20 protein-coding genes are annotated in these 21962 nt (G+C 44.3%); 10 read left to right on the top strand and 10 right to left on the bottom strand.

Annotated elements, in window-relative coordinates; genetic code table 11:
- Positions 1 to 14: 14 nt before the first annotated feature.
- Both ONT18_RS06105 and ONT18_RS06100 read right to left on the bottom strand, forming a co-directional pair.
- Positions 15 to 902, bottom strand: a complete 888-nt coding sequence (locus tag ONT18_RS06105; protein ID WP_264904521.1) for a hypothetical protein — start codon at positions 900 to 902, stop codon at positions 15 to 17.
- A gap of 18 nt (positions 903 to 920) precedes the next feature.
- On the bottom strand, positions 921 to 1427 hold the full coding sequence (locus ONT18_RS06100) for an RNA polymerase sigma factor (protein WP_264904520.1): 507 nt from the start codon (positions 1425 to 1427) through the stop codon (positions 921 to 923).
- A gap of 351 nt (positions 1428 to 1778) precedes the next feature.
- Between ONT18_RS06100 and ONT18_RS06095 the strand changes: the two genes are divergently transcribed.
- Complete coding sequence (locus ONT18_RS06095; RefSeq protein ID WP_264904519.1) at positions 1779 to 2840, top strand: OprO/OprP family phosphate-selective porin; 1062 nt, start codon at positions 1779 to 1781, stop codon at positions 2838 to 2840.
- Positions 2841 to 2916: 76 nt separating this feature from the next.
- Here ONT18_RS06095 and hisB read toward each other — a convergent pair whose 3' ends face one another.
- The 3 genes from hisB to ONT18_RS06080 form a co-directional block, all read right to left on the bottom strand.
- A complete protein-coding gene (hisB, locus tag ONT18_RS06090) occupies positions 2917 to 3993 on the bottom strand; it encodes a bifunctional histidinol-phosphatase/imidazoleglycerol-phosphate dehydratase HisB (RefSeq protein WP_264904518.1) in 1077 nt (358 codons plus the stop codon).
- 26 nt (positions 3994 to 4019) lie between these two features.
- The gene (locus ONT18_RS06085; RefSeq protein WP_264904517.1) at positions 4020 to 4697 is read right to left on the bottom strand and encodes a hypothetical protein; all 678 of its coding nucleotides are present in this window, start codon (positions 4695 to 4697) and stop codon (positions 4020 to 4022) included.
- An 80-nt stretch (positions 4698 to 4777) separates the two neighbouring features.
- Positions 4778 to 5527 carry an RNA methyltransferase gene (locus ONT18_RS06080; RefSeq protein WP_117692463.1) on the bottom strand — a complete coding sequence of 250 codons (750 nt, stop codon included), beginning with the start codon at positions 5525 to 5527 and terminating at the stop codon, positions 4778 to 4780.
- A gap of 190 nt (positions 5528 to 5717) precedes the next feature.
- Here ONT18_RS06080 and ONT18_RS06075 point away from each other — a divergent pair, with 190 nt between their 5' ends.
- Positions 5718 to 7832, top strand: coding sequence for a BamA/TamA family outer membrane protein (locus ONT18_RS06075; RefSeq protein ID WP_264906812.1), 2115 nt, complete (start codon positions 5718 to 5720; stop codon positions 7830 to 7832).
- Between the two features lie 119 nt (positions 7833 to 7951).
- Here ONT18_RS06075 and ONT18_RS06070 read toward each other — a convergent pair whose 3' ends face one another.
- Entirely contained in the window at positions 7952 to 8407 is a 456-nt protein-coding gene (locus ONT18_RS06070) for a hypothetical protein (RefSeq protein ID WP_264904516.1), read from the bottom strand.
- 113 nt (positions 8408 to 8520) lie between these two features.
- Here ONT18_RS06070 and ONT18_RS06065 point away from each other — a divergent pair, with 113 nt between their 5' ends.
- Entirely contained in the window at positions 8521 to 9324 is an 804-nt protein-coding gene (locus ONT18_RS06065) for an MBL fold metallo-hydrolase (RefSeq protein WP_117692458.1), read from the top strand.
- A gap of 63 nt (positions 9325 to 9387) precedes the next feature.
- On the opposite strand, the gene ONT18_RS06060 is transcribed toward ONT18_RS06065, so the two are convergent.
- The 3 genes from ONT18_RS06060 to ONT18_RS06050 all read right to left on the bottom strand — a co-directional run bounded on the left by ONT18_RS06060 (position 9388) and on the right by ONT18_RS06050 (position 12332).
- Positions 9388 to 9756 (bottom strand): DMT family protein, encoded by a 369-nt coding sequence (locus ONT18_RS06060; protein WP_040553814.1) that lies wholly within the window; start codon positions 9754 to 9756, stop codon positions 9388 to 9390.
- Between the two features lie 456 nt (positions 9757 to 10212).
- Positions 10213 to 11799: an ATP-binding protein gene (locus ONT18_RS06055; protein ID WP_264904515.1), complete on the bottom strand. Its 1587-nt coding sequence runs from the start codon at positions 11797 to 11799 to the stop codon at positions 10213 to 10215.
- Positions 11800 to 12194: 395 nt separating this feature from the next.
- Positions 12195 to 12332 carry a winged helix-turn-helix transcriptional regulator gene (locus ONT18_RS06050; RefSeq protein ID WP_264906810.1) on the bottom strand — a complete coding sequence of 46 codons (138 nt, stop codon included), beginning with the start codon at positions 12330 to 12332 and terminating at the stop codon, positions 12195 to 12197.
- A 718-nt stretch (positions 12333 to 13050) separates the two neighbouring features.
- Between ONT18_RS06050 and ONT18_RS06045 the strand changes: the two genes are divergently transcribed.
- A complete protein-coding gene (locus ONT18_RS06045; RefSeq protein ID WP_264904514.1) occupies positions 13051 to 14262 on the top strand; it encodes a hypothetical protein in 1212 nt (403 codons plus the stop codon).
- 64 nt (positions 14263 to 14326) lie between these two features.
- Here the strand turns inward: ONT18_RS06045 and ONT18_RS06040 are convergent, their stop codons facing one another.
- A complete protein-coding gene (locus ONT18_RS06040) occupies positions 14327 to 14458 on the bottom strand; it encodes a hypothetical protein (RefSeq protein WP_262884429.1) in 132 nt (43 codons plus the stop codon).
- Positions 14459 to 14695: 237 nt separating this feature from the next.
- On the opposite strand from ONT18_RS06040, the gene ONT18_RS06035 reads away from it, so the two are divergent.
- The 6 genes from ONT18_RS06035 (at position 14696) to ONT18_RS06010 (ending at position 21135) form a co-directional block, all read left to right on the top strand.
- A complete protein-coding gene (locus tag ONT18_RS06035) occupies positions 14696 to 14983 on the top strand; it encodes a hypothetical protein (RefSeq protein WP_264904513.1) in 288 nt (95 codons plus the stop codon).
- Positions 14971 to 15294 (top strand): type II toxin-antitoxin system RelE/ParE family toxin, encoded by a 324-nt coding sequence (locus ONT18_RS06030; protein ID WP_022120705.1) that lies wholly within the window; start codon positions 14971 to 14973, stop codon positions 15292 to 15294. The genes ONT18_RS06035 and ONT18_RS06030 overlap by 13 nt, the downstream gene beginning before the upstream one ends.
- 230 nt (positions 15295 to 15524) lie before the next feature.
- Positions 15525 to 17762 carry a patatin-like phospholipase family protein gene (locus tag ONT18_RS06025; RefSeq protein ID WP_264904512.1) on the top strand — a complete coding sequence of 746 codons (2238 nt, stop codon included), beginning with the start codon at positions 15525 to 15527 and terminating at the stop codon, positions 17760 to 17762.
- A 152-nt stretch (positions 17763 to 17914) separates the two neighbouring features.
- On the top strand, positions 17915 to 19219 hold the full coding sequence (locus ONT18_RS06020; RefSeq protein ID WP_264904511.1) for a S28 family serine protease: 1305 nt from the start codon (positions 17915 to 17917) through the stop codon (positions 19217 to 19219).
- A 321-nt stretch (positions 19220 to 19540) separates the two neighbouring features.
- On the top strand, positions 19541 to 20764 hold the full coding sequence (locus ONT18_RS06015; protein ID WP_301331979.1) for a site-specific integrase: 1224 nt from the start codon (positions 19541 to 19543) through the stop codon (positions 20762 to 20764).
- On the top strand, positions 20761 to 21135 hold the full coding sequence (locus ONT18_RS06010) for a hypothetical protein (protein ID WP_118065237.1): 375 nt from the start codon (positions 20761 to 20763) through the stop codon (positions 21133 to 21135). The genes ONT18_RS06015 and ONT18_RS06010 overlap by 4 nt, the downstream gene beginning before the upstream one ends.
- Positions 21136 to 21962 lie beyond the last annotated feature (827 nt).

The following is a 21962-nucleotide window of genomic DNA, read 5'->3' as shown; positions in this document are numbered from 1 at the left end:
CGTGAAATGTTTTATCATTCGTTTAACTGTGCTAATGGAAGTAGCTGATAACTACCATCTTGTGTTTCTTTGATATTGATGGTGTAATGCTGCATGTTGCCGTCGTTGTCCAGGGTTGAGATAACGATGTTATCGCCTTGGCGGTTGATGGTAAGCTGTTCGGCAGAAGGCAGGGCGGCAGAGGCTACTTCATAAATCTGATTGAAATCTTCATGAATGCTTCTTTCTGTTTCAGAAGAGGTCTTTTCGGCATTGCCGGAAGTTTTCTCCTTATTGTCAGAAGAGGTCTCTTCTGTATTTCCTGCAGTCTTCCCTGTATGGTTCTCACTTCTTCCTGAGATATTCTTTCTTTTGGTAAGGGATATCTTGCTTGACTTCATTTCCTGTGGAGTCACGATATTCTGGGTTGCAGCCAGGAAAAGGGAGTCGGCACGCTCCATCTTTTCGTATGCGTTCAGGTTCCCGTCTTCATCCTCGGAAGATGGCTGCGAACGAACCATCTGCTCTGTAGGAACCAGATTGGCAAGACCAGGTTGTTCGGAAGAGGATGAGAAATAATCCTTGATAGGGAAGAGCAGGAAGATGAGTCCTGCCAGCATTGCCGTAGCGAGAAGTATCGCAGAGAGGCGTACCCATCTTGTTTCGTGCTTCTTAGAAGTTGCAAGGGACATCTCTTTCATATCTGACTGTTTATCTTCCTTTCCCACCTGATGAATATTCGGAGTATAGTTCTCCATTCCCAGCATCAAGTTTCTGATGTCGAGATCCTCATCCGTTAAATCCTTATCCTCGCAATGGTGATAGAAATCAGTCAATGCCTGTTCTTCCTCCACGCTGGTATCAGCATCGAGGTAGCGTTCTATCAGCTCGTGGCGATAGGTTGTATCTTCTAGTTTCTTCATTTCTTTCCTTTTTAGAGTTTATGACTTCATCATTTTCAACAATGATCTTCTTGCTGCAGAAATCATCGTCTTGGTGCTCGTCTTGTTGGCTCCACAGATTTCGGCAATCTCATCGAGGCTCTTTCCCTCGCTTCTCAATAGCAGCATTCTTCTCTGCGTACTGGGAAGCCTGTCCATCGCCCTGTTGAGTCGCCTTTGCGTATCTTCGCCGATGATGGTCTGGTCGGTACGCTCTGCTGCCGTACAGATTTCTGCGGGATGCTTCATCTGTTCCAGCGATGCCGTCTGTGCTTTGTTGCGTCTCAGATGGTCGATGCAGAGATTCCTGGCTATCGTCATACCTAGGGACTCGATGCTCTGGTATTCAGAGAGCCTTTCGCGCATCTTCCAGAGCTTCACCAGGGTTTCCTGCACGATGTCATCGGCTTCTTCGGCAAGGGTTCCTGCCGAGAGATAGCGTTGACAATGTGCCGTCAACCTGGGGCGCATTTCCTGGGCGATATGTTCAAATTCTGTTTCTTCCATTTGTTCCTTTTTATGTGTATGACGCAAGAAGAGGCGAAAGGTAAACAAAAAAATGCCATCTTCGCACATTTCCGTGCAAAGATAGCATAAAAATTTGAGATATAGACATATCTTTTATTTTATTTGCGGATGAAGTGGTTTATTCCTCTGTTTTTGCCATCATTACAATGATATTACAGGTGCAGAAAATCAGTGATGTAACAGCTTTGTAACACTTATGTTTTACGGTAGAAATATCTTCTCCTTACCTTTGCAGTCGAAATGAAGAAGATGTCTTTCCGCATCATCGGAAAAGATTTCATTCGGAATAAAGAAAATCAGATTTACGTGTATATATAATTAAGGTAAGAAATGAAGAAGAAAACGTATTTGTTGATGGCACTCACGATGGTGTCGATGGGAATGAATGCTCAGAATACAGAAAAAAGCTCTGTTGAGAAGGGCATTGAGGAATTCACCAAGTCGATGACCATTGGTGGAACCATCCGCTCCAAGTATGAGTACCAGACCGAAGAAGGGGAGGGACGATTCGAGGTGCGTACAGCCCGCATCAACGTGGCTGGCAATGTAACACCTCAGGTAAGCTATAAGGCTGAGATTGATCTCTGTGATGAGGGTAAGATCAAGATGCTTGATGCTTATACCCGCATCAAGCCTTGGAAGACACTGCAGCTTACCATCGGTCAGGAGCGTGTGCCATTCACTATTGATGCTCACCGTTCTCCTCATCAGCAGTACTTCGCCAACCGCTCGTTCATCGCCAAGCAGGTGGGCAACGTGCGCGACGTGGGTGCTGAAATCGGATACACCTGGAATGTAGGTTTTCCTATCGTGGTGAATGCCGGTATCTTCAACGGTTCGGGCTTGACCAACCAGAAAGATTACTGGACCAAGGGTGTTAACTATTCAGCCAAGGCTCAGTTCCTCTTTCCGAATGTGAACCTGGTGTTGAGTACCCAGAAGATCAAGCCATCTGATGTTACGGTAACGATGTATGATGGCGGTATCACCTTCCACAAGAGTGGTTTCATAGCTGAGGTAGAGTATCTTTACAAACATTACAGCAAGGATGCTTTCCACGATGTTCATGCATTCGATGGTTTCGTTTGCTATGATATTCCGGTGGCTAATCCCAAGAGCATCATCAGGAAGGTTTCTCCTTTGGCAAGATATGATTTCATGAGCGACCATAGTGATGGTACCCGATATGGCGGTTCTGATACCGAACTCGGTGCCTTGAAAATCAACGATTACAAGCGCCATCGTGTTACGGGCGGTGTAACCCTGAGCCTTGCCAAGCCATTCATCTCTGATATCCGTATCAACTACGAGAAATATTTCTATCGTAAAGGTGGCATAGCTAAAGTTTCAGAAAAAGATAAGATTGTTGTGGAGTTCATGACAAAGTTCTAATAATAGTTTATAGTTAAGAGTTTATAGTTTATAGCAACAGTCATCTATAAACTATAAACTCTTAACTATAAACTTCTTACAGCATTCCCTTAGAACTAGGAAGCTCGAAGTGGTAGATGTCTCTCTTTACCGCCATTTTCAGCGAACGGGCAAGCGCCTTGAAGATGCCTTCTATCTTATGATGCTCGTTCTCGCCCTCAGCCTTGATGTTGAGGTTCATCTTTGCCGCATCACTCAGACTCTTGAAGAAATGCTTGAACATCTCGGTTGGCATTTCGCCCACCTTCTCTCTGTGGAACTCGGCATCCCAAATCAGCCATGGACGGCCACCGAAATCCAATGCTACCTGACAGAGACAATCATCCATCGGCAGACAGTAGCCGTATCTTTCTATTCCGCGCTTATCACCTAAAGCCTGCAGCAAGCATTCGCCCAGTGCAATACCCGTATCCTCAATGGTATGATGCTCATCCACATAGAGGTCGCCCTTGGTATGGATGGTGAGGTCCATCATGCCGTGCTTGCCTATCTGTTCCAGCATGTGGTCGAAGAAACCGAGACCGGTAGAAATGTCGCATTTGCCTGAACCATCGAGATTTACCTTGATGTAGATATCCGTCTCCTTGGTGGTGCGCTTCACCTCTGCGATACGGTCACCGGCAAAGAGGATCTCGGCAATCTTATCCCAGTCCATGCCGCCTTTTCCGAGAATCAGACTCTTGCAACCCAGGTTTTCTGCAAGCTGGGCATCGGTTTCACGGTCGCCGATTACATAACTGTTTGCCATATCGTAGGCAGGGTTATCGATGTATTCGGTCAGCATGCCTGTTCCTGGCTTGCGCATCGGCGAGTTATCTTCAGGGAAGTGGCGGTCGATGTGCTGCTTGGCGAAGTGGATGCCTTCGCTCTCCAGGGTCTGGATGATGAAGTTGTGGACTGGCCAGAAGGTATCTTCCGGAAAGGAGTCGGTGCCCAGTCCGTCCTGGTTGCTCACCATCACCAGCTCGTAGTCGGTGTGCTGGGCAATGAAGGCGAGATTGCGGAACACGCCCTTGGTGAATACCAGCTTCTCGAAGCTGTCAATCTGTTCGTCCTCTGGTTCCTGAATCAGAGTTCCATCGCGGTCGATGAAGAGTAATCTTTTCTGTTTCATGTCTCTTATATATTATGTTAATACGATTAATATTTTTCTATCTCTGTAGTTGCCATTTTCTGGCTTTCCTTCATTCTCTGTTTCTCTTCGTCTTGTACCTTGTAAGAGCCGAATTGATAGGCAAGTGAAATGCCAAGCCAGCTCAGGGCATAGATGATGAGCAGGAAGGTGATGGTGAACACCAGGAAGAGGAGTAGGGTGAAATAACCCGGCACACCGAGCGGGTCGCCATCAAGTGCACCGAGCTGTGAATAGAACTGTGCGATGATGAGGATGATGGAAGGCAGGGCTGCGATAAAGGTAGCGATGCCTACGATAATCATGCCGAGAAAACTGGTCAGAAAGAAACCTCCGAAGTGGCGGAGAACGCGGAGGAGGGATTTTCCTATCTTGCGCTTTTCGCCCTTAGGACACAGTTGCTTTCTTGGCAGAAGATGCCAGAATGATACGATAGCCATCACGATAGTGGCTCCGTAAATGATGGTTTGCAGGATGAACGAAGCCATCGGATTTACGGCTCCCCAATCGTGAAGTGGTTTGTTGGGGAGGAGGAAATAGAGTACGATAGCCAGCAATACAGCAAATGGAACATGGGTAGTCCATGTCTGTTTTACGAGTGATCTGAAGTCACTTGTTATGGTATCGTATGATGCTCTCATGCAGGAAGTTATACTTCGGTGCTTAAATAATTCATTTACTTCCATAACTATCTTGTTTTAATTTCTAATTATCGCTTTTGTTTTTTTACCCTTTAAAAGTTTTTTACCCTTTTACTTTTTTACCTTTAAAAGTTTCTTCTGAATTCTGAGCAGGTAATGGCGGTAGCGATAGCCACATTCAGACTGTCGGCTGTAGCTCTACCTTCCGGAAAGTTAGGGATGAGCAACTTGTGATTTACCTTCTTTGCCAGGTCTGGCGAGATGCCTTTTCCTTCGTTTCCCATCACGATGAGTCCCCGGTTTTCGAGCTTTTGCTGATAGATGTTGTCGCCATCGAGCAGGGTTCCGTAAACGGGAACATCGGCAGGAAGTGATTCTACCAGTCCCAGCAGGTCGCCATATTCTACCTTCACTCTTGCTATGCTGCCCATCGTAGCCTGAACCACCTTCGGATTGTATACGTCGGCAGTATCCTGACTGCAGTAGATATGGGTGATGCCAAACCAGTCGGCGATGCGGATGATGGTGCCCAGATTGCCCGGGTCCTGAACGCCGTCGAGCGCCAAACTCAGTTCGCTGGTATTAATAGAGTAATCTCCTGATGTTGCCTGTCTGAATACGGCAAGCACCTGTTGCGGATGCTGCAGGAAACTTACCTTCTTCAGTTCTTCATCAGTAACCTCTATCACTTCGGTTTCAGCCCCGAAGTGTTTGCCTCGGAGCCATTCGCCGGTAGCCACAATCAGGTCGGCAGGTTGCAGAGCGAGCAGATCGTCTACCACCTTGAAACCTTCTGCCACGAACTTTCCTTCTTTATTTCTGTTCTTCTTCAGTTCGAGCGAACGTATGTACTTTATTTTATTCTTGCTAATCATTTATTTTTTGTCTATATGTGTGCAAAGGTAACATAAAATATAGACATTTCAAAATAAAAAGTGCTAAATATTTTGTATTTAATTTGTTTTGCATTATCTTTGCATATCAAAAACGATAGATATTTTGAAAAAAGAAACGATTTCATTACTTGCCTTGCCGCTGCTCATAGCATCTTGTTCTTCAAGCAAAATGGTGCCGGAAGGGGAGTATATATTAAATAAGGTAGAAGTGAAGAGCGACTCGGCAGGGTATAATGCCGGGGCGCTCAAGCAGTATGTGCGCCAGAAAGAGAAACCGAAACTCTTCTCGCTCTTCAAGAATCCTTTCAGCAAGAAGCCTGTCATCTACGATACTTTGCAGGCGCGGCTCTCCTGTCAGGATCTGCTTACCGCCATGCAGAACCAGGGCTTCATGCATGCCGGAGTGTCGCTCTATACCACCAAGAAAGGAAAGAAACTGGATGCTACCTATCTGTTGCATCCCGGAGAACCTTTTGTGATAGGTAAGGTGAAATATGAGGTGGAAGATGAACATATCCAGCAACTTCTGCATCTCGATAATCCCGATAATCAGCAGATTAAGCCGGGTATGAGATTTACGGTAGAAACGTTGGATAATGAGCGCAGGCGTATCTCCAGCCTTCTGACCAATGATGGCTATTTTCGCTTTCATAAAGATTTTATCCAGTTTTCTGCCGATACGATTGCGGGACAGAAGGATATCGCCCTGACGCTCCACCTGATGAAGTATAAGGCAAACAGTAATGCTCCTGAGGTTGATCATCCCCGATATGAAATCAGAAACATCAACTATCTGAGTAATGACAGCGACCGAATCCATCTGCGCCACCAGGTTTTGCTCAATGCCACTGCCCTCAGAGAAGGCCGTCCCTACAGCGCCGCAGCCTTGCAGCGCACCTATAACAACTTCGCCCGTCTGCAGGCGGTGAAGTATACCAACATCAGTTTCTCAGAAGTTCCTGACAGCAACCAGGTTACGGAGAACGGAATGGGGAGGGACAGCATCAGCCGGCAGATGGATTGCAATATCCAGATCAGTACCAACAAGCCTTCTACCATCGCCTTCCAGCCGGAGGGAACCAATACGGCGGGCGACTTGGGAGCTGCTGCTTCGCTCACTTATACCAACCGAAATCTCTTCAGAGGTAGTGAGCAGCTGAGCATCGAACTTCGTGGAGCCTACGAGGCTATTACCGGTCTGGAGGGGTATCAGGATCAGAACTATACTGAATATTCGGTTGAAGGCAAACTGGTTTTCCCTCGTTTCTTGGCGCCTTTCCTTTCAAGAAATTTCAGAAGAAGACAGACGGCAAACAGCGAGTTGTCGGCAAGTTGGAATCTTCAGAACCGTCCGGAGTTTCATCGCCGCGTATTCTCTACTGCCTGGCGTTATCGCTGGACAGAACCGCGTCATCACCTGGTCTGGCGTTTCGACCTGCTCGATCTCAACTATGTGTATATGCCATGGATATCCGAGACATTCAAGAGAGACTATCTCGATAATGCAGAAAACAGAAATGCCATCCTCCGCTACAATTACGAAGACCTGTTTATCATGAAGATGGGTTTCGGTTTGAGTTATAGCGATGGGGTAGATGCTGTGCGAGTGAATGTAGAGAGTTCGGGCAATCTGCTGAGCGGTGTTTCCAAGGCTTTCGGTTTCAAGGTGAACAGCCAGGGGCAGCGTACATTATTTAATATAGCTTATGCCCAGTATGCCAAGTTTGATGTAGATTATACCCATCTGATGCAGTTTGATAAGCGCAATGCTCTGGCGCTGCATGCGGGTATCGGTGTGGCTTATCCTTATGGCAACAGTACGGTGCTACCTTTCGAAAAGCGTTATTTCTCGGGTGGTGCCAACTCGGTAAGAGGTTGGGGCGTAAGAGAATTAGGTCCGGGCAAGTTTAAGGGAACTGACGGCAGAATAGATTTCATCAACCAGACGGGTGATGTGAAGCTCGACTTGAATGCAGAATATCGCACTTCGCTCTTCTGGAAGTTTGAGGGTGCAGCGTTTATCGATGCCGGTAATATCTGGACACTTCGCAATTATCAGGATCAGCCTGGCGGCCAGTTTAAGATAGATGAATTCTACAAACAGATAGCTGTAGCCTATGGCTTAGGTCTCAGGTTGAATTTCGATTACTTCATCCTCCGTCTGGATATGGGTATGAAGGCAATCAATCCAGCCTACGGAACGAAGGAAGAGCATTGGGCGATTATCCACCCGAAACTAGACCGCGATTTCGCCTTCCATTTCGCAGTAGGTTTGCCGTTCTAAATGCAGTTGATAGTTAATAGTTAACAGTTGATAGTTAATAGTTAACAGTTTATAGCCAGGAGTTTCTGTAGGGCATCTTTTTTTTGATTATGATGCCCCTCAGAAACTCCTTACTTTTTTCAAGGCAATTTATCCAACTTAATCTTCCAGAGCCCCTTTTCCATACACATCGGCAGTTGGAAATCGGCCTGTTCTATGAGCTGCGGATCCTGCCCGATGCTGTCCATCTGCAGAAAATTATGAACCGTAAGGGTAATGGTGGCAGTTTTTTCATCATCACCGAAATCAATATCCGTAATCTCGATGCTGGCATCCTCCGGTTTCTGGCGCAGCTGTTCCACGTCGGTCTCGTTCACATTACTTGCAGCATAGCGCAGCCAGCGCTCCGATTCCTGGGTGCAATACTTCACGGCTTTCGGGAAATGCCAGTTGAAATAATAGTTGGCAAACGAATCAACATCAGCCTTCAGCTGGTCCTCGCTGCCTTCGTGAGGTTCACATCCCGAAAGGCTGAATATACTTGCGGTCATGCATGCCACAGCTATGCATAAACCTATCATCGACTTCTTCATCATGATTCTCAAATCTTAAAAATTCTATTTTTTTGCGATATTTCGGTACAAAGATAGTAAAAAACTTTGTAATAAGAATCTTTTTTGCTAACTTTGCATGGAAAATAACAATTAAAATGCTGAAATTTATATCCTTTGGCAGTGGAAGTAGTGGCAATTGCTATTATCTTTACACTGATACGGATTCGATACTGATAGACGTAGGAGTAGGAATAAGAATATTAAAGAAGCATTTCCATAACTATGGACTTCGCTTCGAGGATGTGCATCACGTCCTCATCACCCATGACCACGCCGACCATGTAAAGTCGGTGGGGAGTCTGAGTACTGACTATCATCTACCGGTATATACGACCCGTAAAGTACATCAAGGCATCGAGCGCAACTATTGTGTTCGAAAGAAGATAGAGCCTAACCATGCTCGTGTGATAGAGAAGAACGTAACTTTCACACTGGGCGAGTTTAAGATTACTCCGTTCGGCGTACCCCATGACAGTACCGACAATGTTGGCTATTTCGTGGAGTGCGGAGGTGTGAACTTCTGTCTCATCACCGATGTGGGCCATATTACCGAAGAGATGCACGACTTTATCGGCCGTGCCAACTATCTTGTACTCGAGGCGAACCATAGTGTAGAGATGCTCCAGCAGGGTCATTATCCCCAGTATCTGAAGGATCGCATTCTGGGAGATAACGGTCATCTGAGCAACGACGATTGTGGCGAGGCGCTTGCCAATTATGCTACACCGGAGCTTCATCACGTCTGGCTCTGTCATCTCAGCGAGGAGAACAACCATCCTGAGCTGGCACGCAAAACCGTGGAGCAGATCCTGCGCAGCAAAGGCATCATAGCCGGCAAGGACTTCCAACTGGAAGTATTGAAGCGCAAGACACCGAGCGAAATCTATAAGCTGGTGTAGGGCAGGTGTAAAACTAAAAAGGTAGCCGGATAAGGAGTTATATTGAGTTAACTCCTTATCCGGCTATTTCATGAATACGAAATAAACGGCTGCAATCAGGCAGCAGAAGGCTGCGAAATGATTCCAGTGCAATCCCTGTCCCTGAAAGAGGATATTGGCGATGATGGCGAAGACGATAAGCGATACGCATTCCTGAATCACCTTGAGCTGGACCAGATTAAATGGTCCTCCATTATCCACGAAACCGATGCGGTTGGCTGGTACCTGACAGCAATATTCGAAGAAGGCGATGGCCCAACTGAAGGCGATGACACCGATAAGAGGCCAGTTGCTGCTCACGCCCGTTTGTTGCAACTTGAGGTGTCCGTACCAAGCCAGCGTCATGAAGATGTTGCTCAGCACCAATAATAATATTGTATACAATCCGTTCATAATCTTATTTTTTTGCGGGTGCAAAGGTAATATATTTTTTTTAACCCTCCAAATTTCAGGGAAGTTTCATTTCGTTTTTGTTTTGATATGGCTGTTTTTGTCAGATCAATCTCCGATGTTCTGATATTTATCTCCGAAAGATAAGTGTGCTGTTTGCGTATGGCCAGTAGGCTGTTTGGGGCGAACAGCAGACTAGCGGAATAGGGAACAGTCGGCTGTTCCTATAAGACAGTCATCTCAGACGGGGAAACCAGATTTCCCAATCCTATCAATATGATTTATGTTTAGCATTCTGCAAAAATCTCTTCACTCTTCACCTTTCCTCCCAAATCCCCTGTGTTTATCGGCATTTCGGGAGGTGAAGAGTCATCAGCAACTCTTCACCCACTCTTCACCACTCTTCACCTCCGTCAACCTCCCTGTTTATCTGGGGTAGGGTGAAGAGCTTTATCTTGATTACAAAGACTCATCCACTTCTTTCCAATCTATCAATCCCTTGCCTGTTTCATCAAGTTCCACTGCTAGGGCGATGACCTTGCGCTTGTCGGCCTTGAATGGTTCTGTGTAGCTCTTTTCCTTTATCTGGCTCTCGGCTGCAGAAATGCCGCCATTGTTAGATAGCTTCAGTTCCAGGACGTAGATGATGGATGGAACCTCTACAATCATATCAATTCTGCCAGTGGCTAGCATCCTTTCTACTTCCACCCTAAATCCCAAGGCTCTGAATATCGTGCTCATTATCAGCCGGTAACGCTCCTCCATATTCATGCTCGCCATTTTCTTGTTGCTGTATGGAACATCGGCGATAAGAGCCTTTAATGCCTTCTTGGCTTCAGCGGTATTGCCGTCCTGCATCATTTTTCTGAGGAAACTCTGCGCAGAAACCACTTCCGAATTCGACTTCATGGTCAAGGCAGGAACCACTACTCGGTATAATGCCTTGCGAACTTCAAAGTTAGGGAAGCCCAGGATGTAAACGCCATCGTCGTAACCCTTGATGGTGAGATACCCCGACTGGTAGAGGAAGAGTTCGGCTCCGCCATTCACCACATCCGATGTTTCCAGGGTGTCGCGCTCGATGAAGCAATGGTCAAAATATTCCATCTTCATCTCCATGTCATCCACGAACTTTGGCAATAGGGAAGTGGCCCCTGATGAAGTCCAGTAATTTCTCAATTCCCTATCATCCAGGGCATTGATGAGGCTGAACGGATTGAAAATATCCACCATATTTTTGCGGCAGAAATGATATCCGTCGTAAAAAGCCGTGAGCTGCTTCAGTGTCTCCTCAGGAGTCCATCCGTTTTCTTCTCCCATCGCCTCAATCTCAGGCATGAAGTTTTCTGCAACTTCCTGTTTTGAAATGCCGCAGATAGTGGCATAAGGTGCATCAAAACTGATGTTGCTCAGGTTGTTGAGCACGGAGAAGAGGGAGATTTGTGTAAACTTGGTGATGCCCGTGATGAAGACGAAACGCTCGTGCTCGTCTTCTTTTTTCAAGACGGCAAATACGGATTTATAGATGGCTGTGCAGGCATCATGCTGAGGAGTCTTCCAAGAATGCTGCAATGGAGAATCATACTCGTCGATAAGAATAACCGCCTGTTTTCCGGTCTTTTGAAACATCGTTTCGATGATGTTCTGGAAACGTACGGCAAGGGAAACCTCCGGACGTACCGCAACTTCATACTTCTGTTCGAGTTTATAGAAGGCATCGTCGAGATAGGAGTTGAGTTCTTCGGGGGTAGCTCCTCCGCAACTCATGTCGAGTCGAATTACGGGATAGCAGGTCCAGTCTTTCTCTAGCTTCATCACCTTCAATCCTTCGAAGAGTTCCTTTTTCCCCTCGAAGTAAGCCTGGAGTGTATCCACGAGAATCGACTTGCCAAAGCGGCGTGGGCGGCTCAGGTAATTATACTTTTTTCCCCTGTTGGCAAGTCTCCAGATTATATCAGTCTTGTCAACATACAGATATCCTTCTCTTCTTATTTCTGCAAAAGACTGGATGCCTACAGGCAATTTTCTATCGTTCATTTCTGTCATAATCTAATCTCCTATGTTTTCAGGATAGCTTTTTGCGAGCTATTCGCCTTACTATAAATTCTATTTGCAAAGATACGATGAATATTTTGATTTTGCAAGAAAAATGGGGGATAATATAAAAAAGGTGGCGAATCTTTTTGTTATCTCTGATTTTTGCAGTATTCTTGTCAATTCGTAAAATGGCGGGGCGTTTTATTTATGATGGAGGTAGCCCAATGTTTTTTCAGTCGGATTCGTGAAAAGGTATTCAGGTGAAGAGTGGTGAAGAGTGGGTGAAGAGCTGCCGAGAACTCTTCACCCCCGTCAACCGCCCTGTTTATCGGTGTTTCCAGGGGTAAGGTGAAGAGTGAAGAGTATTTCCGTGTTTGCTTCCACATAATATTTATCGGTCAGGATTATGATATGACAACCCATTTGCCTGATTTCTGCGAGCCTTCTCTGCGGATGATATGATCTTCCTGCATCTTCTTGAGATGCTTAAGGATGGCACTTCTATTGATGTTCAAAGTGTTAGCAATCTCTCGAGAAGTGATAGATAAAAACGCTTTGCTATTTGTTTTTTGAGAAGAATATTTTGATTTCGCAAGAAAAAATTGGGGATAATATAAAAAAAATGGCGAATCTTTTTGTTATCTCTGATTTTTGCAGTATCTTTGCAGAAGCAAAGCTGCACTCGGCAATTTGAAAGCAAGCTTTCATTGCGCTCGTTTGCATTTACTTTGCATTCGGATTGATTCGCCCTAGGGTGATGACGTCTGTTTTTTGTGGGTTAAAATAATAGCGTTTGCTGTTTATTCGATAATAATGTTCCTGAAGTTTGGCCGCGGAAGAACATGTGCAACAGAATAAATAAGTAAGCGTCCGCTATAGCGTGGACGTAAAACTTATCTGTTGCATATAGGTTAGGCCAAACACCTTGGAACGTTGGATAAGTGGATCGTCCACGTTTCTGCGTTCTAATGGGGATGAGGCTGGTCTTGATGTGCATCAGGGTTGGCTTTGTTGCTATGGATAAGGGTGTTTGGTTGTAGCTTTTATTTTCTGAATACTATCAAAAAGACTATTTTTGCAAAATCATTATGAAGGGTGATGCTCACAAGGGTAGAATAATATGTAGCAACTGCATAGCAAATGTGTCGCTAGGCAAATGTCAAGTGAAGATGTCTACGCTTTGTTATTGCAGGAAAAAGAACTTATAAACTTTTTTAAATTAAGTTTGCAGGACATCCAAACTTGTTGTTGTAATTAATTATGAAGAGAACATTACTTGTTTCCGCATTTGCAGTCATGGCTTTGGCTGCTAGTGCACAGGTTTCTGAAGTGACTAAGGTGAAAGGTGATGGATTTGATTTCATCCCTAAAGGGCTTACTACTACAGGTGTTATTACCCCTTATTCAACTATCGGAGTTGAATATCATGGTGGTAGTAACCAAATATCAGAGTTCACTGTTTATGATGCTTCTTTTAACGTGGAGAAAACTTTTAAGTATGACCCTAGGGTATTCAAAAGCAATTTGGTACCAATGAAAGCATTAGCTGATTTCAAAACAAAGAAGGTTGTTAAGGAAGGTAAAGAGGAAGCTTATTGGAACAAAGTTGATGGAGTATATGGTGATAATGGATTTGAAACTCCAATTACAACGATGGATGAATTTAAGGCTGCTGTTACCAAATTGATAGGCGATGGTGAACAGGTTTACTTCACTGATTATAAAGGCAATTTTGCTTTTTATAATAAATATGATCGGCCAGAAACTTTTGGTGGTAATGATAGTATTTACGTAAGTGAGCGTTACTCTTATTATAATCCTTCCGACAATAAATTATATAATGTAGATGGTCTTACTAGGTTAGTTGAAGTTGATATGTCTAAATTAGCTTGGAAGGTAGATGATAGCCGTGAAGGTAGTGAGATAACACAGCAAGAAAGAATCATGCAGACAGAGGTGTATGATTTTGATGCGAACTACAATGAGGATTCATATGTATACCTTACTCAAAATGTGTTTAACAATGATGATAAATATGAGTTTCTTGTAGAATGTTATAGGCAAGTATCACAGCCAGAAGCTAGCGCTAATAGTCTAATGATAAATGGTATTGAAAATGGAAAGCTCGTTTTATGTCAGGATGTGCCTGACAAGTACTATGAGTCTTATATAGCCGTAAAGAATGAGGATGGAAAGGAATTGTTCACTATACCGAATGGTAATAATGGAAAGGATCTGTCTATCTATCGTATGAATGGAAAGATTTATATAGGAAATAGTGAATATTTAGGTAATGGAGAAGCTCAATATGTCATCTACTTGCTTGACAATACAGGCACCGGTATTACTGAGTTAGCTCGCACAAATGTAGTAAAGTCAGCTAAGACTTTCAATATGGCTGGTATGACAGTTGGCAAGAATGCTAAGGGAATTGTTATCCTGCAGGGTGGCAAGAAGTATTTTAACAAGTAGTTTTTTTTGCGGAATGCTCTACTTGTTGGGCATTCCGCATAAATAAAAAGTCTAGTCTTAAGCATTATTTATAAGCCGTGCGCAAGTGTTCAGACTGCATTTCCTGCAACTTCTCATTACTCAGTTCGCCAGATTCCCAAAGTTTATCTAATTCTTGCTGCATCCGCTCGTTCATGCGCTTCACTTGTGTTGCCATAATTGTTAATTTTAAATATTTCATGTGCAAAGATACAGATAATTGCTAATACTTCAAAGATTTTAAGAAGAAAAATTTATACAGGGCCTTTTTTTTATCCAACTTAATCCGTATAATCTATTAATTTTCAGTGTTCTCTGCCATTTTCTTGTAGATTTTCTTGCGGTTTCCAATCTTTCTTCGTATTTTTGCACCATCTTTACATAAGAATCGTGGAACTTTAATAGCGAAAGAAATATGGAGGAAAAGAAATATCATATCGATGAATCTAAGGTAGCAGGGGATAAGGTTTGTGAGCCATCGCCTGCTTATGCATCTGTTGCATCAGAGTCTGTGTCTCATCATGTGATTGATTCTGGGATAGAGCAGGAAGATGAAATACCTGTTCTTAAAAATCATTTTAGTTATGAGGGTCTTTTGGATAGTATCGATTATTGTGAAACCATTAAGGATGATTCTTCTAAATGGGAATCTGTTGATGCCTTTAACGAACGTTTATATGAGGAATTCCCATGGCTGAAATAGTTGTTCACAAACTGTATGAAGAAAAGGAACGCCAGTATATTATCGATGCTTATGAGAATTTTGGTAAGAAAACAGCTCGAAGATGGAAAGAGGAACTGATGAAAATCCAGAACTTCCTGAGAAAATATCCTGAAGGTAAGCCCCCTTTTCTTGGTGCTCCAAAGTTTAGCTATTTGCTTCGGGGTGCTAATTTTATGCGTAATTTCAAGTTGGTTTATTATTATGATGAATCCTTGGATGTGGTGCATATTGTTGATATTTGGGATATGAGACAGAATCCAAAAAGGTTCTCTGTCTCAAAATACAAGTGATTTTATATAACTTTAAAAGCGAAAGAAATATGGAGGAAAAGAAATATCATTCTTCTCTTTTCTGTCGGATTCTTGAAAAAGTATTTAGGTGAAGAGTGGTGAAGAGTGGGTGAAGAGCTTCTGAGAACTCTTCACCTCCGCCAACCGCCCTGTTTATCGGTATTTCAGAGGGGTTGGTGAAGAGTGAAGAGTATTTGCCGTGTCAGTTATTCATTTAAAAAAGGAGCAATATGATGGTACATCGAGATAAGATATTATGTTTTTTGGTTTTATTCTGCTGCTTCTTTGCATATACTCCTCTGCAAGCCCAGCAGCCACGCAAGAAGGTGGGGCTGGTGTTGGGTGGAGGTGGTGCCAAGGGCGCGGCTGAAGTAGGTGTGCTCAAGGTGCTGGAAGAGGCTGATATTCCTGTAGATTATATTGCCGGAACCAGTATCGGTGCCATCGTGGGCGGACTCTATGCCATCGGCTACGATGCTGCGGATATTGATAGCCTCTACCGTAACCAGAACTGGCTTTTCCTTTTGAGCGACCAGGTGAAACGTGAATCGGAGACTTTTCTTTCTAAAGAAGAAAGGGAGAAATATATCGTTCATATTCCTCTTTCCAAAGAGAGGAAGGTCTCGTTGCCAACCGGTTATGTGAAGGGGCAGAATATCTTTAACCTTTTCTCTAAACTTACCGTGGGGTATCATCAGGTGGATGATTTCTCCAACCTACCTATTCCTTACCGTTGCGTGGCGGTAGATCTGGTAGAAGGCAAGGAGGTGGTGTTTTCTTCGGGCTCGCTGCCTATGGCGATGCGTGCCAGCATGTCGATACCGGGCGTGTTTGCTCCGGTAGAATGGAAAGGGAAGATGCTGGTGGATGGAGGCGCCTTGAACAATCTGCCGGTTGATGTGGCAAAGGAAATGGGAGCGGATGTGATTATCTGTGTAGATTTGAGTACCGGTTGGAAGAAGAAGGAAGAGCTGAAATCGGCTTCTTCTGTTGTAGAACAGCTCATAAGTATGATGGGGCAGAACAAATACCGGAAGAATATGGCTGAAGCCGATCTTTATATCAATCCTTCTCTGAAAGGTTATTCGGCAGCCAGTTTCCAATCTGAAGCCATTGATACCATGATACAGCGGGGAGAACAGGCTGCCCGCCAGAAATGGGATGAACTGATGGCTCTGAGAAAGTATATCTATGCAGATGCTTGTGATTCTGTAGCCTCTGATGATACATTACAGGATAAACGCCTCAAACAGCCGAAACCTTCTCAGACGGAAGCTTATCATATAGGAAGCATCCGGATAGAAGGCATCAGCGGAGAGGAGGAAAAGTGGATTAGAAAGAAAATAGCTTTACGGGAGAATTCGGAAGTCAGTCCTGAGGAGATAGATGGCACACTTGCCATGCTCAGGGGACTGAATATCTTTTCGCGTGTAGAATACAGACAGTCTAACGAGGAACCTTATGACCTGGTATTCATGCTGGAACCCAACGAATCAAGAAGAATCAGTGTAGGTGCACGTTTTGATACGCAGGATTTGGCGAGCGTCATAGCTCAGATATCCAATAACCAGCAGTTTTCTACCCGTCATCATTATGCCTTTACAGGTCGCATTTCCCGTAATCCCTATCTGGAAATGAAATATGCCTATGGCAACCTTTTCGGAGCGAAAATAGGCATTTCCTATCGTATGGCTCATTATGATTTCGACCTTTATGCGGACAAGCATAAGTTGGATGCCCTGGAGTTTCTTTCGCATTCTTTCGCTGGATTCTATACCCGCGATATCGGTAATTTCAGATTGAAATCGGGAGTGCAGTTTGATTATTACCATTATCATTCTGATATGTTCGAACGGGACGGAAGCATCCAGACACGTTCGTCAGACCATTTTCTGAACTACTTTGCATCTGTTGTGATGGATACTTACGACCGCCGCTATTTCCCGACCCGTGGCAGCCGCATTCAGGTTCAGGGCATTCTGCATACGGATGACGGAATACATTATGCAGAAGGTAATCCTTTTGGCGAGGCTGCTTTTCAAGGAGAATGTGCCGTACGTCTCAATTCCAGATTCTATCTGCTTCCTAAACTCAAGAGCCGTTTCTTGTTTGGCAGTTCCGTACCAGCCATTTATCAGAATTATGCAGGTGGAGTAGCTGACGGTTACTATCTGCCTTGGCAGGTGGCATGGGAGAGTACGCAGCATGTTCATCTGCTGGAGCGCAATGTGGTGACAGGTCAGCTCGGTTTCCGCTATCGGGTGAAAGGAAAGTTCTATCTTACCGCTCTGGGAGAGTATGGCAAGGAAGCCCGCAAGTTTTCCCATATTCTCATCGGTGATGATTTGTGGGGAGGAGCCTTGAGAGCATCCTATGATTTCGTGTTGGGTCCGGTAAGCATTCAGGCTAATTATTCCAGCTTGGGTAAGAATGTAGGATTCTATATCAATGCAGGATTCTTGTTCTGATTTCCTTAATTGCTGCCCATATAATAAATAAGGTGGGGTTTCTCTTTGCCGAACAAAAATAAATCATTACCTTTGCAGCTGTTTAGAAAACATATAGAATGTATTTTGCAATCTTGAATTTTAGAATATAATATATAAAAAGAGAGAATCAGATGAAACTGAGATTTTTGAAATTGATGCTGCTGCTCTTCATCCTGCCTTTGCAGATGCTGGCGGCAGAACTGGGCGTGGCTGGTAAGCAACTGGCTGCTTTGCCTGGAGTAAGTAACGTGGAAACGCTGAAAAGTACGCATTTCCCGGAAAAGTATGTGTTCTTTATCAAGCAGCAGCTCGATGCCAAGGATGCATCCAAGGGCTATTTCGAACAGAGGGTGGTGCTCTGCCATAGAGGATTCGACCGTCCTACCGTGCTCGTGACAGAAGGATATAATGCCAACTATGCGCTGCGTGAAGGATATATCGAGGAACTTTCCAAACTCTTCGATACGAATATCATTACCGTAGAGTACCGTTATTTCGACAAGTCGATGCCTAGTCCTTGCAACTGGGATTATCTTACCGTTGAGAATTCGCTCTATGACCTGCATCATGTAAACCAGACCCTGCATGCGATGTACAAGGGAAAATGGATTGCTACCGGCATCAGCAAGGGCGGACAGACTACGATGTTCTACCGTTCTTACTTCCCTGATGATGTAGATATTTCTGTGCCATACGTAGCTCCGCTCAACAAGGGTGTGGAGGATGGACGACATGAGAAGTTCCTGCAATATCAGGTATCAACCAAGGAAAACCGACAGAAGGTGCTCGATTTCCAGTTGCTCCTCTTCAAGCGAAAGGCTGCGTTGCTGCCAATGTTCGAGAAATATTGCAACGATAAGAAATATGTATTCAATGCTCCGCTGGCAGAGATTTTTGATTACTCTGTATTCGAATACGCCTTTGCTTTCTGGCAGTGGGGAGAAGACATCAACAAGATTCCTGCAAGAGAGGCAGATGACAAGACGGTGTTTGATTACTGGATCAACATGTGTGAACCTGACTATTTCACCAACTATAATGCCACTGCCTCATTTGATGTGCAGGCAGCCCGGGAGTTGGGTTATTACGGCTATTATACCAAACCATTCAAGAAATATCTCAGTATCAAGACAGCTAAAGGCTATCTGAAGAAACTGATGGTACCAAAGGGGGCAGAAAACGTGGAGTTTTCGCCAGCACTCTATAATCATACGGTAGAGTTCCTGACCAAGAATGATCCGAAGATGGTTTATATTTATGGCGATATCGATCCTTGGGGAGCTTCGGGCATTTATGGCTTGCCTTTCACCAAGAACAAGAAGAACCTGCATGTTTATATGTGTCATGGCGGTTCGCACAAAACTCGCATCTTGTCGTTCCCAGAGCCTACAAGACAGGAAATCATCAGTCTGATAGGTGGTTGGCTGAAGGAATAATGCTTTCATCAACCAACCATGATGGATAAAATGAAAGTTTTTATCAAAAAAGACTGATAAAAAAAGCAAAAAATAGCAGATTTGAGCTTTTGTTTTGAGTTTCAAGTGGTTGTGGTAGTCGTTGGCTTTAAGTGGCATTCGTGAGGAAATGCGAAAATGGCGGATTTGAGAAGTGGAAACGCTTTCAAGTCATTACCTCAAAGAAATGCCCTAATAAGCATATTTAACGGCTTCGGTTCTTACTTCTCCATTCTGCACAGGTTTAGAATTTGCCATGCAACTCTCATGATTTAATTTTGCACCGAACAAAAGCAAGGAATTATGAGAAGTACATTTAAGACAGTCTTCTATGTAAATGGAAGCAAGGAGAGAAACGGAATTGTCCCTATCATGGGACGAGTGACAATCAACGGAACTATCGCACAGTTCAGCTGCAAGCAGAGCGTAAGCAAGGCGATATGGGATGCCAAGGGCAACAGAGCAAAGGGAAGAAGCAAGGAAGCCAAGGAGGTGAACTTTGCGCTTGACAACATCAAGGCTCAAATCACCAAGCATTACCAACGACTTTCCGACCGTGAGGCGTTCGTTACCGCTGAAATGGTGAGAAACGCTTATCAAGGCATAGGCATGGAGTACGAGACATTGCTCAGAGCCTTTGACAAGGAGAACGCAACCTTTGCCAAACGTGTGGGCAAAGACCGAGCTGTTAGGACTTATCGCAAGTATCTTGTGGTAAGAAAGTACGTTGCCGAGTTCATCAAGTTTCAGTACAAGCGCAGCGACATGGCAATGAATGAGCTTACCGAGGAGTTCATCCGTGACTTTTGCCTGTACTTGAAGAACGTTGTAGGGCTTACGCAGTCCACCATTTGGATATACTCCATTCCGTTGAAGCATATCGTCACGGCAGCACACTACAACGGCAAGATACCGAGAAACCCTTTTGCCATGTACCACGTTGACCCAGACCACAAGGAGCGTGAGTTCTTGACCTTGGACGAGCTTACCGCCATGACCGAGATAAAGTTGGAAGACCCAAACATGGCATTTTCAAGAGACCTTTTCGTTTTTGGCTGTTGGACAGGTATCTCTTTCATTGACACAAAGAACCTGACGGAGGACAACATCTGTATGATAAACGGTGCTCCTTGGATAGTTTCCAAGCGTCAAAAGACAGGCGTGCCGTTTCAAGTCAAGCTGATGGATATTCCGATGCAGATTGTTGAGAGATACAAGCCATTGAGAAAGGACAGCCACTTGTTCAATATCGGCAGACTTGACACTATCAACAAGCGCATCAAGAAAGTGGCTGCAATGTGTGGCATCAAGAAACGAATCTCGTACCACGTTAGTAGGCACTCGTTTGCAGTATTGTCCCTGGAATACGGTATGCCGATTGAGACAGTAAGCAAGATACTCGGTCACACGAACATCACCACGACGCAGATATATGCCAAGGTGACAAGCACCAAGTTGGAGCATGACATATCAGTCTTTGAAAATCGAATCAAGGGGCATTTGCCAACAATGGGAGGAATGGCATGAAAAGAACTGTAATCACTATGGACGGAAATGGAGAGTTTTCCATTCCGTCCAACTTGCAAGACTTGTGGATGATTGAGGGTGAATTGGTTGATATGCTTCATGTCACCGCCCCGAAACTCCATGCTGTGATAAGGTCAATGTACAAGGAAGGCTTGTTTTTGGTGTCGGATGTCCAACAGAAAAAGGAAACTTCCAAGGGCATTTGGCAAACGCAGTATGGCTTCCCGATGATTGTTGCCCTTTGTTTCCGTATAAATTCATACGGTGCTGTTCGATTTCGTGACACAATCATAAAGAGGTTGTACGGGGCAAAAGAGAAAGGTAGTGTCATTATCCTACAACTCAATGGAGGGACAAACGCTATTAACTGAATGTCCTCTTGTCGTTGGCTTAATGCTGTCGTTCTGTCACGAAGAAGTACATAAGCATTGGTATGAAGCAGCTTATTTGATGGGGATAGTCCTAAGCCATTAAAAGGGCGGACTAATCCCCTTATTTTTGTTGATTTGTTGAATATACAGAAAGTAGTGTTGAATATCAAGTATTTACGGCTCTACATACTCTCAACAAATATCTCAACAAAAGAAAGAGAATGATGAAAAGAGAAATCCTCAATGTTCATGCCTATGTTTCTCTTTTGCCCAGTGAAGTGTTGTGTAGAAACTTTTGTTGAGAACTTGTTGATAAGTTAAGTCTTTGATTTTCATTACCATACAACATATTCTCAACTACTCAACTGAAAAATACCCATCACTTGGTCTGCCGTAGAATGTACTTGTGGATTTATTGGCAACCGCTCTATTCTCCGAAATGGTTGCAGCAACGTTCCTTGGAGGCTTTGCGCCTCCAGCCACTTGGGCAAACCTCCGCAGTGTTTTAGCATGGCATTAGATTTATGCAGACTATACCGAGGACACACAGCGCATATAACACACTCGGCATAGTTCACAAAGTAAAACGACAAAACACAATTACTACACTTGGCAAGTTGCGCACTGAATATTATCACCTTGTCCTTTGCACACTTCAATAACAAGGTAGTTTGTATCTGTGACCTTATTCTTCAATGTGGCAGCTTTGATTTTTGGTGCAAATTGCGAGAATTAAGGTCTGCAACCTTGGGCATGGAGAGCTGAAAGGCAAATGTCTCGTCTTTTGTTCTTAGAGGAGGGAGCGAGGTTATGTTTTGGGAACCCCA

Source organism: Segatella copri (genome assembly GCF_026015295.1).
Taxonomy (GTDB): Bacteria; Bacteroidota; Bacteroidia; order Bacteroidales; family Bacteroidaceae; genus Prevotella; species Prevotella copri_C.
This window is presented reverse-complemented; position numbering and strand designations above follow the sequence as displayed.

What these genes read in the sequence shown, in the direction of transcription:
- ONT18_RS06025 (WP_264904512.1), top strand. Translation starts at nt 15,525, where the DNA reads ATGATGGTACATCGAGATAAGATATTATGTTTTTTGGTTTTATTCTGC.
- ONT18_RS06045 (WP_264904514.1), top strand. Translation starts at nt 13,051, where the DNA reads ATGAAGAGAACATTACTTGTTTCCGCATTTGCAGTCATGGCTTTGGCT.
- ONT18_RS06015 (WP_301331979.1), top strand. Translation starts at nt 19,541, where the DNA reads ATGAGAAGTACATTTAAGACAGTCTTCTATGTAAATGGAAGCAAGGAG.
- ONT18_RS06070 (WP_264904516.1), bottom strand. Translation starts at nt 8,407, where the DNA reads ATGATGAAGAAGTCGATGATAGGTTTATGCATAGCTGTGGCATGCATG.
- ONT18_RS06100 (WP_264904520.1), bottom strand. Translation starts at nt 1,427, where the DNA reads ATGGAAGAAACAGAATTTGAACATATCGCCCAGGAAATGCGCCCCAGG.
- ONT18_RS06040 (WP_262884429.1), bottom strand. Translation starts at nt 14,458, where the DNA reads ATGGCAACACAAGTGAAGCGCATGAACGAGCGGATGCAGCAAGAATTA.
- ONT18_RS06060 (WP_040553814.1), bottom strand. Translation starts at nt 9,756, where the DNA reads ATGAACGGATTGTATACAATATTATTATTGGTGCTGAGCAACATCTTC.
- ONT18_RS06030 (WP_022120705.1), top strand. Translation starts at nt 14,971, where the DNA reads ATGGCTGAAATAGTTGTTCACAAACTGTATGAAGAAAAGGAACGCCAG.
- hisB (WP_264904518.1), bottom strand. Translation starts at nt 3,993, where the DNA reads ATGAAACAGAAAAGATTACTCTTCATCGACCGCGATGGAACTCTGATT.
- ONT18_RS06065 (WP_117692458.1), top strand. Translation starts at nt 8,521, where the DNA reads ATGCTGAAATTTATATCCTTTGGCAGTGGAAGTAGTGGCAATTGCTAT.
- ONT18_RS06085 (WP_264904517.1), bottom strand. Translation starts at nt 4,697, where the DNA reads ATGGAAGTAAATGAATTATTTAAGCACCGAAGTATAACTTCCTGCATG.
- ONT18_RS06105 (WP_264904521.1), bottom strand. Translation starts at nt 902, where the DNA reads ATGAAGAAACTAGAAGATACAACCTATCGCCACGAGCTGATAGAACGC.
- ONT18_RS06080 (WP_117692463.1), bottom strand. Translation starts at nt 5,527, where the DNA reads ATGATTAGCAAGAATAAAATAAAGTACATACGTTCGCTCGAACTGAAG.
- ONT18_RS06075 (WP_264906812.1), top strand. Translation starts at nt 5,718, where the DNA reads ATGGTGCCGGAAGGGGAGTATATATTAAATAAGGTAGAAGTGAAGAGC.
- ONT18_RS06010 (WP_118065237.1), top strand. Translation starts at nt 20,761, where the DNA reads ATGAAAAGAACTGTAATCACTATGGACGGAAATGGAGAGTTTTCCATT.
- ONT18_RS06095 (WP_264904519.1), top strand. Translation starts at nt 1,779, where the DNA reads ATGAAGAAGAAAACGTATTTGTTGATGGCACTCACGATGGTGTCGATG.
- ONT18_RS06020 (WP_264904511.1), top strand. Translation starts at nt 17,915, where the DNA reads ATGAAACTGAGATTTTTGAAATTGATGCTGCTGCTCTTCATCCTGCCT.
- ONT18_RS06055 (WP_264904515.1), bottom strand. Translation starts at nt 11,799, where the DNA reads ATGACAGAAATGAACGATAGAAAATTGCCTGTAGGCATCCAGTCTTTT.
- ONT18_RS06035 (WP_264904513.1), top strand. Translation starts at nt 14,696, where the DNA reads ATGGAGGAAAAGAAATATCATATCGATGAATCTAAGGTAGCAGGGGAT.